Source organism: uncultured Campylobacter sp. (assembly GCF_938018035.1).
In the GTDB taxonomy this organism is placed as follows: Bacteria; Campylobacterota; Campylobacteria; order Campylobacterales; family Campylobacteraceae; genus Campylobacter_B.
In genome coordinates, this window is sequence record NZ_CALIJF010000009.1 from 1 (window position 1) to 13,433 (window position 13,433).

General features: G+C 48.1%; 14 protein-coding genes. 13 read left to right on the forward strand and 1 reads right to left on the reverse strand.

Features of this window, described 5'->3' with window-relative positions; all coding sequences use genetic code 11:
- The first annotated feature begins 413 nt into the window (after positions 1–413).
- The 10 genes from Q0257_RS00240 (at position 414) to Q0257_RS00285 (ending at position 10,782) form a co-directional block, all read left to right on the forward strand.
- Positions 414–1,361 carry an NAD(P)-binding domain-containing protein gene (locus tag Q0257_RS00240; protein ID WP_297897124.1) on the forward strand — a complete coding sequence of 316 codons (948 nt, stop codon included), beginning with the start codon at positions 414–416 and terminating at the stop codon, positions 1,359–1,361.
- On the forward strand, positions 1,358–2,599 hold the full coding sequence (locus Q0257_RS00245) for a methyltransferase (RefSeq protein WP_298020073.1): 1,242 nt from the start codon (positions 1,358–1,360) through the stop codon (positions 2,597–2,599). The genes Q0257_RS00240 and Q0257_RS00245 overlap by 4 nt, the downstream gene beginning before the upstream one ends.
- Positions 2,592–2,951, forward strand: coding sequence for a YkgJ family cysteine cluster protein (locus Q0257_RS00250; RefSeq protein ID WP_297903723.1), 360 nt, complete (start codon positions 2,592–2,594; stop codon positions 2,949–2,951). The genes Q0257_RS00245 and Q0257_RS00250 overlap by 8 nt, the downstream gene beginning before the upstream one ends.
- Positions 2,930–4,774, forward strand: a complete 1,845-nt coding sequence (locus Q0257_RS00255; RefSeq protein ID WP_298020076.1) for a hypothetical protein — start codon at positions 2,930–2,932, stop codon at positions 4,772–4,774. The genes Q0257_RS00250 and Q0257_RS00255 overlap by 22 nt, the downstream gene beginning before the upstream one ends.
- A 2-nt stretch (positions 4,775–4,776) precedes the next feature.
- Complete coding sequence (gene trpC, locus Q0257_RS00260; protein ID WP_298020078.1) at positions 4,777–5,577, forward strand: indole-3-glycerol phosphate synthase TrpC; 801 nt, start codon at positions 4,777–4,779, stop codon at positions 5,575–5,577.
- Positions 5,578–6,710: 1,133 nt separating this feature from the next.
- Positions 6,711–7,199, forward strand: a complete 489-nt coding sequence (locus Q0257_RS00265; protein ID WP_297917433.1) for an HIT domain-containing protein — start codon at positions 6,711–6,713, stop codon at positions 7,197–7,199.
- A 15-nt stretch (positions 7,200–7,214) separates the two neighbouring features.
- Complete coding sequence (locus tag Q0257_RS00270; RefSeq protein ID WP_298020081.1) at positions 7,215–8,051, forward strand: WG repeat-containing protein; 837 nt, start codon at positions 7,215–7,217, stop codon at positions 8,049–8,051.
- A 16-nt stretch (positions 8,052–8,067) separates the two neighbouring features.
- Positions 8,068–9,069, forward strand: a complete 1,002-nt coding sequence (locus Q0257_RS00275) for a bifunctional 3,4-dihydroxy-2-butanone 4-phosphate synthase/GTP cyclohydrolase II (protein WP_298020084.1) — start codon at positions 8,068–8,070, stop codon at positions 9,067–9,069.
- Positions 9,066–10,223: a DNA polymerase IV gene (locus Q0257_RS00280; RefSeq protein WP_298020087.1), complete on the forward strand. Its 1,158-nt coding sequence runs from the start codon at positions 9,066–9,068 to the stop codon at positions 10,221–10,223. The genes Q0257_RS00275 and Q0257_RS00280 overlap by 4 nt, the downstream gene beginning before the upstream one ends.
- Positions 10,224–10,242: 19 nt before the next feature.
- Positions 10,243–10,782, forward strand: a complete 540-nt coding sequence (locus tag Q0257_RS00285) for a hypothetical protein (RefSeq protein ID WP_298020090.1) — start codon at positions 10,243–10,245, stop codon at positions 10,780–10,782.
- A 424-nt stretch (positions 10,783–11,206) separates the two neighbouring features.
- On the opposite strand, the gene Q0257_RS00290 is transcribed toward Q0257_RS00285, so the two are convergent.
- Complete coding sequence (locus Q0257_RS00290; RefSeq protein ID WP_298020093.1) at positions 11,207–11,359, reverse strand: hypothetical protein; 153 nt, start codon at positions 11,357–11,359, stop codon at positions 11,207–11,209.
- An 89-nt stretch (positions 11,360–11,448) separates the two neighbouring features.
- Here Q0257_RS00290 and lgt point away from each other — a divergent pair, with 89 nt between their 5' ends.
- The 3 genes from lgt to Q0257_RS00305 form a co-directional block, all read left to right on the forward strand.
- A complete protein-coding gene (gene lgt / locus Q0257_RS00295) occupies positions 11,449–12,267 on the forward strand; it encodes a prolipoprotein diacylglyceryl transferase (protein WP_298020096.1) in 819 nt (272 codons plus the stop codon).
- A 94-nt stretch (positions 12,268–12,361) separates the two neighbouring features.
- Positions 12,362–13,045 (forward strand): fumarate reductase cytochrome b subunit, encoded by a 684-nt coding sequence (locus Q0257_RS00300; protein ID WP_298020099.1) that lies wholly within the window; start codon positions 12,362–12,364, stop codon positions 13,043–13,045.
- 10 nt (positions 13,046–13,055) lie between these two features.
- A partial coding sequence (locus tag Q0257_RS00305) for an FAD-binding protein (RefSeq protein ID WP_298020102.1) occupies positions 13,056–13,433 on the forward strand: 378 nt, incomplete at its 3' end.

Consider the following 13,433-nt stretch of genomic DNA (forward strand, 5'->3'; position numbering starts at 1 on the left):
CAAAGGTCGAGAAAGATATGGAATTTAACTTTAGCATAAAATATACGCTAAATTTCAACTAGCCTTAAAGCTTCTACTAAAACTTCTGCCTGGGCGGTAAAATTTTAAAATTTTACCGCTCTTGCCGCTTTATCTTAGCTCGCAAAATTCCATTTCGGCGAAGTGAAATTTTAAAATTTACTGCTCTTGCTGCCGCTTCTACTGCTCCGCCGCATGAGCTTTTATAAACGGATTGGCGCCGTGAAATTTAAAATTTAAACGGAGGAAATTATGTCTTTTCAAATTTAGCCAAGCAAGCATCTTAAAGCGTTAAAATTTTAAATTTAAGCTGCGAAATTGCTAGGAAATTCCACTGATTTTAATGGAATTTTTACTATAATTTCGTATGAAATTTAAAAGATTAAAGGAAATTTATGATAGACGTTTACGACTTGGCGGTGATCGGCGGCGGTCCTTGCGGCATCGCTTCCGTAGTAGAAGCCAAAAGAAACGGGCTTGCGCACGTGCTTCTGCTTGAAAAAGGCGACAACCACTCTCAAACGATTAGGCAGTTTTACAAAGATAAAAAGCGCGTCGATAAAGAATATAAGGGCTTTGACAGCGAGACGCGCGGCTCTATTTCGTTTGAAACCGGCACGAAAGAGAGCGTGCTAAATTATTTCGACGAGCTCTTAGATAGCGACGAAATCGATACGAATTTCAAAAGTGAGGTCGAAAAGATCGAAAAGCACGCAGATGAATTTTATATCACGACTAGCTCGGCTGGATACCGCGCGCGCAACGTCATCGTCGCAATTGGTAGGATGGGCAAGCCTAATAAGCCCGCTTATAAAATTCCGCCTTCGATCACGCAACGCGTAAATTTCAATCTTGATAAATGCACGATTAATGAAAAAATTCTAGTCGTCGGAGGCGGTAACTCAGCCGCTGAATACGCTATAGCGCTATGTAAAACCAATGTCGTGACGCTTTGCTATCGCAAGCCTAAATTTACCCGCCTAAACGAGACGAACGAAAGCGACGTAATGCGCGAGACCAAATACGGCAACATCATCTTGCGTTTAGGCATCGATATAGAGGCTCTTGAGAATGAAAACGGCAAGGTGCTGGTAAAATTTGATAATGGCACCGAGCTCGTATTTGACCGCGTGATATACGCGATCGGCGGCACGAGCCCGATTGATTTTCTTAAAAAATGCGGCATCGCTTACGATGAAAACGGCGTGCCGATCGTGGATGAAAATCTTCAAACTGCCACTAGTGGGCTTTACGTGGGCGGAGATCTCATCAGCAGAAGCGGCGGATCGATCGTGGTGGCGATAAATCACGCTCATACCATCATCAAAAATATCCGCAGATGAGGCTTTATCAGCCAAAAAAGGGCTATCGCTACACGAGCGATACGATTTTTTTGTGGAATTTTATAAGAAACTCAGGCGTGCGTAAAGCTGATGCTGCATCGCAAAATGGCTCTTTAGCGCTGGGCTGTGGCGCGGAATTTAAAGACGCGACAGATGGAGGCTTTAATGCGCAGTTTTGCGCTTCGGATTTCGCAGGCGGCGAAGCGGAATTTTGCGCCGAGGATTGCGCTTTTAGCAAAGAAGAGTTGTATGCCGCTGACCATAGCACGGAGAACGATCGCAATTTTGGAAGTAAGAGCTGCGCTGAACTTAAGGCGGAATTTAAAAAGGAATTTCAAGAGGCATTTTGGGCGAAATTTCAAAGCGAGCGCTGCAAAAATTCCGATTTTCAAAGCGACGAAGCCTGGCATGCTTTAAAGCCTGATATCGCAAGCGGTGAAAATTTTAAATTTTGTGACGAGCAAATCGCGCAGCCTTTAGAATCCCAAAAGACGCACGATAAAGATTTCGCGAGCAAATTTGAAGACGCCAAAGCGCGCGAGGATTTTGCTGCGGAGTGCTTGCGTGACGACTGGTTTGCAGTTTGCGATGAGCGTAGTTTAAAAAGCGCGCTAAATCCGCGAGCGATATACGGCGACGTGCTGGATGTGGGCGCAGGATGTGGAATTTTAGGGCTTTTGCTAAAACGCGATTTTAAAAGCATCAATCTAAGCTTGCTAGAAATTCAAGAGCGAAATTTAGAAATCTTGAGGCTGAATTCTTTGCAAAACGATCTACCTGCCGAGATTTTGCACGCAGATTTTGCGGAATTTAAAAGCGAAAAACGCTTCGATTTTATCGTCTCAAATCCGCCCTTTTATCGAGAGCGCATTTCGCTTAGCAAAGAGCCTCATATGGCGCTTAGTAAGAGCGCAGCAAGCCTTAGCCTACGGGATTTCGTGCGATCTGCGAATGCTCATCTTAAGCCTGGCGGTACGCTTATTTTTTGCTATGAGGCAGGCAAGCTAGCTAAAATTTGCGAGCTTTTAGGCGAGTTTAGGCTAAATTTGACGAGGCTTGGTTTTGTCTATCCCGACATTTCAAAGCCCGCTAAGCTCGCGCTTTTGCAAGCCCGTAAGAACTCGCGCTCGCCCTGTGAGATCGTCCTTCCGATCTATGCTAGCGCGCACGGAAGGCGCACCGCACAAGCCCACGCGATCTATAAAAGCGCGGATTTAACGAGCGTGGATTATGAGTGAGTTTGGCTTTAGCTTCGATGCAAGCGCGTGCGAGCGCTGCGGCGGTAAGTGCTGCACGGGAGAGAGCGGCTACATCTGGATAGATGAGAGTGAGATCGCGGCACTTGCGGTAAAATTTGAAATTTCGCCTGCAAGGCTTAAAGAAATTTATTTACAAAAAATAGGCGCTAAATTTAGCGTAAAAGAAAAGCCCTTTGAAGGCGGCTTAGCGTGCGTGTTTTTTGACGAAACACAGCGCAACTGCGGGATTTACGAGCTGCGTCCGAAGCAGTGTCGTAGCTTCCCGTTTTGGGAATATTTTAAAACGCATACTAAAGAATTGGAGGAAGAATGTATCGGGGTAAGGTTTTAAGCGGAATTTTAATCGTGGCGATGATTTTAGCGCCTCAGTATCTAAGTGCGGAGGGTAGGACGAATGCTGCAGCGGCGAAGCAGTCCGTTACGGATAAAAAGGCGTCTGATAAGAATTCCGGCATTGGCACAAAAAACGGTGCAAAAGATGCAATTAAAAAGAGCTTGATAAATCGCGGTGTAAGCGCTAAAAGTATAACCAAAGAAAAGCTAAATCACGCGATGCGAGCGCAAGAGGATGCCGAGTTAAATTTCGATTTGCTTACAGCTTTGGAGCTACTGCATAAAGATCCCGTCGCATCGATGTTTTTATACGAAAAGGCATACAATAAAACGGGCTCGTCCGTTTATCTGCTAGAAGCGCTAAAGACTGCTTTTGCGATCAAAGATCGTAAAAATACGGCGCGCTATTTAAAGCTCGGCGAAAAAAGCCTAAACTCAGACTCCGAGTATCTGCGAGTAAAAATTGGCTACTACTTAGGCATTAAAGATAATCTAAATGCCAATACTGCTGCTCTTAAGCTAGTCACCGTAGATCCAGTTTCGCGTAGTTACGCGATCTTAGCGGCGACATATTATGCGATGGAGAATTTTACTTTAGCCAAAACCTACTTTGAAAAAGCCTATGAGCTAGACAAAACTGACGAAAATCTCATCAGATTATGCGACGTGCTGCTAAATAAACTCGATGATTCGGACGGAGCGATCCGCATTATAGAGACGCACAGGCGCATCTACGGCTGCGCCCAGGGTATGGCGTGCGAGCTGCTAGCTGATGTGTATCGCGCGAATAAACGCTATTTGGATGTCGCTAAGATCGATGAAGCGCTGTATGAAGCCAAAGGGGATAATAAATTCTTAGACGATATGATAGCGATTTATTACTACTCAAACGACTTTGATAAAATAATCGAACTTTTGAAGAAATACGACTACAAGCGCGAGCTTCTAATCGATGCCTACGCGCATAAAAAAGACTATAAAACCGCGATTAAAATGGCACGCGATGAGTTTATGAAGACCAAAAATTACGACTTTTTGGCGATCGAAGCGATCTACGAATATGAAAGTGCGGGCAAAAACGTGGACGCTAAAACCCTGTCTAGCGTAGTGGCAAAATTTGAAAATATTGCGCCGCAGCTTAAAGACCCCGTGCACCTAAACTACTACGGCTACATCCTAATAGATCATGATTTGGACGTTCGCAAGGGCATCGAGCTCGTCCGCCGCGCTCTACAAAAAGACCCCGACTCGCCGTATTATCTGGACTCGCTTGCTTGGGGATACTACAAGCTTGGCGAGTGCGACAAGGCTAAAAATGAAATGGCTAAGATCAAAGACGCAGAATTTTTTAATTCCCCCGAAGGCAAAGAGCATTTGGAGGCGATCGATGCGTGCGCCGCTGGCACAGGCGTAGCGCCGCAGAATTCTATATCGCAAAATCCCACTACGATAAAAGGCTCCGCGCCGAAAGATCAGGCGCCGCAAAGCCCGGCAATAAAAACTCCTTCGCCTAATTCCATAAAATCTACGGCGCCCGAAAGCTCTGCGTTAGATTCCGCGCGTCCAAGTCCCACCACAACGCAGAATTTGGCGCCAAAAGACTCCGCTTCGCAAAATTCTGCTGGGTCTGCAAATTCCGCGATTCAAAACCAGACACCAAATTCCGAGGCTTCTGAAAATTTTGCGACGCCCATAAATTCCGCCGCGCAGATTTCTGTCTCGTCAAGACAAAATTCCGTATCGAGGCAGGATTTTATGCCAGAGCAAAATTCTACGTCGAAAGAGCCCACCGGCTCTAAAATCCAGACACCAAAGCAGTAGCGATGATTTTGGATGAAATTTTAAAACGCACTCGCGAGGATCTCGCGCTTCGTAAAGAAAGACTGCCCGAGGATCTGCTCGGCCGCTCGCTAAGCGCTAATCCCTACGAACCGCGCGACGTCATAATCGCGCTTAGAAGCGATGAGAAGGATCCGCTTCGCATCATTGCCGAGATCAAAAAGGCAAGCCCGAGCAAGGGGATCATCCGCGAGGATTTTGAGCCGCTAAGCCTTGCGGTGGAGTACGAAAATGCAGGTGCGAGCGCCTTTTCGGTGCTTACCGAGCCGCATTATTTCAGAGGCGATTTGGAGTTCATCCCGCAGATCCGCCGCTACACTCGCACGCCCATTTTGCGCAAGGATTTCATCATAGATCGCTATCAGGTCCTCGAGGCGCTGGTTTACGGCGCGGATTTTATCCTGCTGATCGCCAAAGCTCTGGAAGGCAAGGAGCTAAGGGAGCTGCTCGAGTTTGCCCGCAGGTTGGGGCTTCGGGCGCTGTGCGAGATCCACGATAAGGATGATTTGAAAAAGGCGATCTTCGCAGGTGCGGGTATTATCGGCATCAACCATCGAAATTTAGAGACTTTCGAGGTCGATACGAGCCTGAGCGAGCGGCTGATCCCGCTGATTCCAAACGGCAAGATCATCGTCGCCGAAAGCGGCCTACACTCGCACGAGCAGCTTTTAAGCTTACACGAGGCGGGCGTCGATGCATTTTTGATCGGCGAGCATTTTATGCGCCAAAATGACGTAGGCGCGGCACTGCGCGTGATAAAGCTCGGCGCGAGCGGCAAAATTTAAATTTGGCTCGTTTGATCGCTAAGATCAGCAAGAGCTGTGAAAGCAGCGAGATTGGGCTTAAGCGAGCGGTTAAATTTAGCGAACGGAGCGAAATTTTAAGGCAGTAAATTTTAAAATTCGGCGGACTTTAAAATTTAACGGCTCTTTAAATTTAGCGCCGCGGCGCAATTTAATATCGTATGCTGCGCTTTGGTGTCGCACGCCGCATAAGCATCCACGCTGCGCTTTGGCATCGTGAGTTTGTTATTGCGCGCCGTGCGAGCGGTTGCGGAGTGAGGTTTAAATTTACGCCTTTAGTTTGTATAGCTTTCCGTCGCATCACGAACCGGTGCAAAAAGCGTGGGTTTAAATTTAGCTTTACGTTTGCGAAGCTTCGCGCGAGCTGGGTTGCACTTGTAGCATTAAGCGCCAAAGATTGTGCGTCCGTCGTAGCGCCTTGTATTCCTAGCGCTTCGGTATCGGCGATTAAATGGCGCTGTAAATTTAATCACAGCTCGCGACCTAAGTCGCCCAGAGGAGCTTGCGCGTACGATAACTGCGCAAAGCGAGCTACTACAAAAGCGGACGGCGTAGGGGCTTAGCAGGGCTGCGATACCCTGTGATACGCCGCGATTAAGCCTCGGCTGTATTACAGCTGCGCCGTGGTCGTGCCGCGTTTAAATTTTATCGCGTGTCGCGATGGTGATTGCGGCGCAGGTTGGCATCGCGCACCGTGCCTGTGAGTGTGTCAAAGTTTTGTTATAATGCGCCGCGCAAACGACCGCGTAGATTTGATATCGCATACCGCGTAGGCGTATGTGCTACGCCTTGACATCGCGAGCTTGTTATCGCACGCTGTGCGAACGGCTGCGGAGCGGATTAGACGCTATGTTTGCCGCGCGATGAGTGTTTGCCAAATGCGTGCCCGCCGCGGGCTTCGATCCGCAGAGTGCGTATTGCGCCGAAGCGCCCCGCGATTGCAAAGCATGTCGCACCTGCCACGTGCATAGCTCCGCATCATGCGAGCAAGCGCAGGTCGTGTAAATTTAAAATTTTATGAAATTTAGAAGTTTTAAATTCCAAATTTCATAGAATTTTGCGAAACGCAAATTTTAAAATTCCATAGAATTTTGGAATTTCGGAAAGGAAAAGAGATGGATTATCTTTGCGCCCCTTGGCGAAGCGAGTATTTTACCGAAAAAAGAAGCGGCTGTCCCTTCTGCGACGCGGCGGCGGATGCGGCGTTCGATGATCGCAACGGCGTGCTTTTTCGCGCGCAGCACTGCTTTGGGGTGATGAACCTCTATCCCTACAGCCCGGGCGCGTTTATGGTCATACCTTACGAGCACGTCGATAATATCGAGTGCCTTAGCGATGATGCGTGGGCGGAGATGAGCCGCTACGTGCGCGCCGGAGTGGGGATTTTAAAGCGCACTCTGGGCGCAAACGGCGTAAATATCGGCATGAACCTCGGCGCCGCCGCGGGTGCGGGCATAGCCGAGCACGTGCACTATCATCTCGTACCGCGGTGGCAGCGCGATACGAATTTCATCACGACGATCGCAAACGTCCGCGTAAACGGCGTTTCGTTCGCCCCGCTTTTTGAGAAGCTAAAAGCGGCTTACGCGGAAATCAAAATTTAAATTCGGGAGATCGAGATGGTATCGGCATGGGTTAAAAAGAACGATAAATGGGGTTTTATCGATAAAACAGGAAAGGAGATAACTTCTTGCATCTATGATGACGTTTCGTATTTTAGCGAAGGCCTAGCATGCGTTAGAAAGAACGATAAATTCGGCTTCGTCGATAAAACGGGCAAAGAAGTTATTCCCTGCATATATGATCGGGCCGAGGAGTTTTGCGAGGGCTTAGCGTGGGTTAATAAGAACGATAAATTCGGCTTTATCGATAAAACGGGTAAAGAGGTGATTTCTTGTATATACGATGATGCTTATAATTTTGACGAAGAACTGGCGGAAGTTCAAAAAAGCGGCTATTGGGGTTTTATCGATAAAACCGGCAAAGAGATCATTCCTTGTATATATGATGACGTTGGCGTTTTTCGCGAAGGCTTGGCGGACGTTAAAAAGAACGGATATTGGGGATATATCGATGAAATGGGCAAAGAAGTTATTCCCTGCATATATGATCGGGCCGGGAGTTTTTGCGAAGGCTTAGCAAAGATTGAAAAGGACGGCAAATGGGGCTTTATCGATAAAACGGGCACAGAGGTAGTGTCTTGTGTATACGAGCTTGCTTGGGATTTTGATAATACTTTGTGCGGATATTATGACGAAATCAAATATTGCGAAGGATACGTTAAAGTCAAAAAAGACGGCAAATGGGGGCTGCTAGATGATGAGGATAATGAAATTTTAAAGCCGATGTTTTACGACGAGATAGAAGTTATTAAAATTCTGAGCGACGACTACGTCAAAATCGTGCTAGACGGTCGCGAAACGATCGTGAATAAAAACGGCAAAATAATATCGTAAATTTAAAGGAGAGATAATGGTTAGCGTAGAGCAAGCGATCGAGGATCTGAAAAACGGCAAAATGCTCGTTATGGTCGATGACGTCGATCGCGAGAACGAGGGCGATTTGGTGTTTGCGAGCACATTTAGCAGCGCAGAAAAGGTAAATTTTGCGATCACGCACGCTCGCGGAGTGCTGTGCGTGGCGCTTAGCCCGCAGATTGCGCAGCAGCTAGATCTAAATTTGATGGTCGATAAAAACACCTCCAGCCACGAGACCGCCTTCACCGTCACGATCGACGCGAAGGACGCCAAGACGGGCGTAAGCGCGTATGAGCGCAATATGACGATCGAGCTGATGTCGCGCGTAGGCGCTCGCGCGGATGATTTCGTCCGCCCTGGGCATATCTTCCCGCTCATCGCCAAAAGCGGCGGCGTGCTCGCTCGCACAGGGCACACCGAGGGCTCTACGGATCTGTGCCGCTTGGCGGGGCTTTCGCAAAGCGCCGTGATCTGCGAGATCGTCAAAGACGACGGCGATATGGCGCGCAGGGACGATCTGGAAAAATTCTGCGCGCAGTACGACATCAATATGATCTCGGTCGCGCAGATCGTGCAGTACCGCCTAAAACACGAGACTCTCGTTAAATTTAGCGAGCCGAAAAGCGCTCTGCTGTGCGGCGAAGCGGCGAAATTTTACGACGTGAGCGATCACGAGGGCAACGAGCACCGCGCCTATATTTTCGGCGAGCCTGAAAAGGGCGCGCAGACGAACGTGAAATTTCATAAAATTTCAAGCGATTTGGAGTTTTTAAGCGATACGAAATTTAACGATTTCATGCGCGATCTGGAGATTTTGCGCAATGAAGGCGGCGTGCTTTTGATGCTAAAATCCGCGCAAAATCGCGCCGATTTTAAGAGCTTCGGCATCGGAGCGCAAATTTTAGCGCATCTGGGCGTGAGAAAAATCAAAATTTTAAGCAAGAGCGAGCCGAAAGACTACGCGGGGCTTAGCGGTTTTGGGATCGACATAGTTTGATAGCCCACATCGATTTGGACAGCTTCTTCGTCTCTGTAGCGAGGCTTGCCGATCCCGCGCTTGCGGGCAAAAAGATCGCAGTCGTCGGAGGCGGCGACGAGGAGATTTTCGGCGGCAAGAGCGAGCTTGGTAGCGTGATTTTAAGCGCGAGCTACGAGGCCAGAGCGGACGGCGTGCATTCGGCGCAGCCCGTTAAAATCGCGCTCGGACTCTGCCCGCAGCTGATTTTAGTGCGCTCGCAGCACGGCGAATACCGAAAAATTTCACGCGAAATTTATGAGTTTTTACTAAGCTTTACGCCCGAGATCGAAAAATTTAGCATCGACGAGTTTTTTCTAAATTTACGCGGTACGGCTTACGATGCGGACGCGCTGGGCTTTGCCGCGTTTTTACAAAGCGAGATTATGCGCCGCTTTAGCCTTCCGTGCAGCGTCGGGCTTAGCGAAGCAAAACTTATCGCAAAGCTCGCTACGGGCCTTGCCAAGCCCTTCGGCGTGCGTCAAATTTTAAAATCGCAAATCGCGCGCGAGCTATCCGCCGTGCCGGTAGCGAAATTCCCCGGCGTCGGCAAAGCAGCGCAAAAAACGCTCGACAAATACGGCATCGTAAGCTTCGGCGACGCGCTAGGGCACAGAGAAATTTTTGAAAAGATGGGCGCAAACGGCAGGAAAATTTTCGCAGCCCTTAGCGGCGAGGATGAGGGCGAGGTCGTCTCAAAGCGCGAGCGCAAAAGCATCGGCTTTGGGCGCAGCTTCGCGCCGTGCGCCGATCGGGACGAGCTGCGGCGTAAAATTTTAATTTTGGCGCGCCATTTGGCGGGCGAAGTGCTCGCCAGAGGCCTAAAGCCCGCGACGTATGATCTAAAGATCCGCTACAAATCGCGCGAGGAGTTTTCGCACCAGATCAGCCAGGATAGGGCGTTTAGTCTAAGTTTGCTGAGCGAGACCGCGCTTGAGCTGTTTAGGCTCTGCGACGTGAAAAAAGGCGCGCAGATAATCCACGTAGCGCTAAATCTTTCAAATTTTAGCGGCAGATCGGGCGGCTCGCTGCTCTTTGGCGAGATCGATAAAAAGCAGCAGAGCCTGGATCGATCTTTAAGCAGGATTTGGGAAAAATTCGGCATCGAAAAGCTAAAAAAGGCAAGCGAAATTTGATTAAATTTAAAGGAAAAAGATGAAACTAGGCGAGCTATATTCGGTGATCTGCATAATCTTCGCGACGAATTTTAAAGGCGTGATAGATGAGCAGAAGTTGCGCGGCTTGGGCAAAAACTGGATCATCGTAAATAAAAATATCGAGAACAAAAACGGCCATGAGCTTTGGCAAAAGGTGCAGAGCGAGGACTACGCGGCGCTAGGGCGCGATTTTGAGGCGCTAAAAGAGGCGTTTGAGATGGACTTTTTCAAGCTCATAAGCGAAAGCGAAGTGGAGCTGTTTTATGAAAAATGCCGCTTCAAAAAGCCTTTTGTGGAGCTTAAAAGCGCTCATGCGGCCAATATGCTAGCACTTCTTGCCATGATCTTTAAGCAAAACACGGACGCGAAATCGCATAAAATTTTGACGCTATATCTGGCGCAATTTATCATTCCTAGCTTTTCCGCGCTTGCTACGCACGTGCAGATAAACGCCAAAAGCAGCTACTACAAGGCGCTCGGGTGGTTTTTGGCGGATTTTTGCCGCGTGATGAAAGAGACGCTAGGGCTTAGAATTTAAAATTTAGAACGCACGTTCGGCGTTTTTGCATGTTCGGCACAGAAAAGCGCTATGTAGAAACTAGGGTTTGGAGCTCGCTTTCGGAATTTCTTGCGCTGTAGTCGGTGCAGCCCCTGTGGACGCGATAAGCTAAGCGAGACGGGTAAATTTTATCTGCGCGGATGCAAAGTAGCTGCCTTGCTGTTTTGTACGTCGGCATTTGTCATATCGCGCGTCGTTTTGAATTCTGCGTGGCATTCAGTATTTTGCGCATGTGCCGTTCGACGTTTGTTTTGCGCGCACTGCGAGTTTTTCTAGGCGTCCGGTGCTCTCATTTTGCGCCGCCTGCATTAGGATGCTGCGTGCTTTGTCCGCGTCGCGTCGTTTTGCGCTTTGGCGTTTTGCGTGTCGCTTTGTATGTCGTCTGGCATAGTCATTTGGAATTTTACGTGAGGCGCCTTGCGTCCCATCTGCCGTCGTCGCTTGAAATTTCATGCGAGGTGGTCTGTCCATCGTTTGACGCTATCGCTAGGATTCGCGTCTTACGTGTTTCGCGCGTGCGATCGAGCGTTCGAAAACTAAGTTTGGCGCCTAGCACTTGCGCCGCTTTGCGTCTTTTGCCGAGCATGCGTCACGCAGCGTCCGATGCGCGCCGTTAAATTTTAAAATTTAAAACAAAGGAAAAATTTGAATTACTGGAACGAAATTTACGCTCACTTCGATCCCGTGGCGTTCAGCGCGTTTGGCATAAACGTGCACTGGTACGGCATTATGTATGTTTTGGCGCTACTTACGGCGCTATTTATGGCAAAGTATTTTGTAAAAAAAGACGGCCTTGGCTTTAGCGATAAGATGCTCGATCGCTACTTTATCTGGGTCGAGGTTGGCGTCATTTTGGGCGCGCGGCTTGGATACATCGCGATCTATTCGGGCGAGGCGGCGTGGTATTTCAGCCATCCGTGGCAAATTTTCAACCCCTTTCATAACGGCGAGTTCGTGGGCATTCGCGGTATGAGCTATCACGGCGCGGTCGTCGGATTCGTGATCGCGACGGTTTGGTTTTGCAAAAAATTTAAAACCGATATGTGGGCGCTGCTCGATCTCGTGGCACTTAGCGTGCCGCTTGGGTATTTTTTCGGGCGCGTGGGGAATTTTTTAAATCAAGAGCTTTTCGGGCGCGAAACAACCGAGCCGTGGGGGATCTTAGTGGGCGGCACGTTGCGTCACCCAAGCCAGCTTTATGAGGCAGTTTTGGAAGGACTGGTAATTTTCGTGATTTTGTTTTTCTATCGTAAATTTAAGAAATTTAACGGTGAGCTGATATGTTTGTACGCGATGCTATACACGGCGTTTAGATTTTTCGTGGAATTTTTTAGGCAGCCGGACGATGGGCTTGGCTTTGTATTTTTAAATTTATCGATGGGGCAAATTTTATCTTTAGTAATGTTTTTGATAGCAGTTTTCTTAAAGCAGTCTTTGAAGAAAAAACTAATTTGCAGAAATTAAATTAATATAAAGTTAAAAAGTAATATAATCTCTTTACAAAAATGTAAATTTTCGTTTAGCGGGGATTTATAATCATCTTTTTTAAGGAGAACCTATGCTAGGTCGCATTGAAGGCTTTATGGGCAGATCCATAGACGGCAAAAAGAGCCGCATTATGGCTTTGCAAGATGTGGCGCAAAGCATCAGCGGGCTGATTTTGGCCTGTTTTATGCTGTGTCATATGATATTTACCGGCACGATTCTGATCGGTAAGGGCGCGTTTGAGGGCGTCGTACATTTTGCCGAACCGGGTGGAATTTATTTCGTCACAAACATCGTCGCTTTCGTGATTTTCGTGATTTTCGTGATTCACGCATTTTTGGCGATGAGAAAATTTCCGGCTAACTACGCCGCTTACAGAGCGTTTAAAGCGCACAAAATGCGAATGAAGCATTGCGACACGACGCTTTGGTGGTTTCAGTTTTGGACGGGATTTTTCCTATTTTTCTTTGCGGCGGCTCATATTTTAATGATCGTATTCGGTCCGAAAATTACTGCAGATCTTGCTATCGCTCGCTTCGGACAGCTTCATCTATTTTATTTCGTTTTATTGATTTTCGTAGTAACTCACGCTAGTATTGGAATTTATAGGCTTTATATGAAATGGATCAGCATAGACGGCACGAAGGCGGAAATTCAAAGGAAAAGAGCCCTCATCAAAAAGACGGTTTTCATCGTTTGGGGTGCATTTTTCTTGCTTTCGATAATCGCCGATTTCAAATGGTTAAGTTTAGAATAGGGAGCTTAGGATGAATGTAATATATTGCGATTCTTTAGTTATTGGCGGCGGTTTGGCGGGCTTAAGAGCTGCGATCGCTACCGGAGAGAAGGGGCTTAGCACCATCGTTTTGAGCCTGATCCCTGTTAAGCGCTCGCACTCTGCGGCAGCTCAAGGCGGCATGCAGGCATCGCTTGGAAATTCCAAGATGAGCGAGGGCGACAACGAGGACGTGCACTTTGCCGATACCGTAAAAGGAAGCGACTGGGGCTGCGATCAGGATGTCGCTAGGATGTTTGCACAAACGGCGCCTAAGGCTATTCGCGAGCTTGCAGGCTGGGGCGTTCCTTGGACTAGGATTACTAGAGGCGAGCGAAGCGCTATTATCAATGCTCAAAAAACCACGATC

What these genes read in the sequence shown, in the direction of transcription:
- Q0257_RS00270 (WP_298020081.1), top strand. Translation starts at nt 7,215, where the DNA reads ATGGTATCGGCATGGGTTAAAAAGAACGATAAATGGGGTTTTATCGAT.
- Q0257_RS00245 (WP_298020073.1), top strand. Translation starts at nt 1,358, where the DNA reads ATGAGGCTTTATCAGCCAAAAAAGGGCTATCGCTACACGAGCGATACG.
- trpC (WP_298020078.1), top strand. Translation starts at nt 4,777, where the DNA reads ATGATTTTGGATGAAATTTTAAAACGCACTCGCGAGGATCTCGCGCTT.
- Q0257_RS00265 (WP_297917433.1), top strand. Translation starts at nt 6,711, where the DNA reads ATGGATTATCTTTGCGCCCCTTGGCGAAGCGAGTATTTTACCGAAAAA.
- Q0257_RS00300 (WP_298020099.1), top strand. Translation starts at nt 12,362, where the DNA reads ATGCTAGGTCGCATTGAAGGCTTTATGGGCAGATCCATAGACGGCAAA.
- Q0257_RS00255 (WP_298020076.1), top strand. Translation starts at nt 2,930, where the DNA reads ATGTATCGGGGTAAGGTTTTAAGCGGAATTTTAATCGTGGCGATGATT.
- Q0257_RS00250 (WP_297903723.1), top strand. Translation starts at nt 2,592, where the DNA reads ATGAGTGAGTTTGGCTTTAGCTTCGATGCAAGCGCGTGCGAGCGCTGC.
- Q0257_RS00240 (WP_297897124.1), top strand. Translation starts at nt 414, where the DNA reads ATGATAGACGTTTACGACTTGGCGGTGATCGGCGGCGGTCCTTGCGGC.
- Q0257_RS00285 (WP_298020090.1), top strand. Translation starts at nt 10,243, where the DNA reads ATGAAACTAGGCGAGCTATATTCGGTGATCTGCATAATCTTCGCGACG.
- Q0257_RS00275 (WP_298020084.1), top strand. Translation starts at nt 8,068, where the DNA reads ATGGTTAGCGTAGAGCAAGCGATCGAGGATCTGAAAAACGGCAAAATG.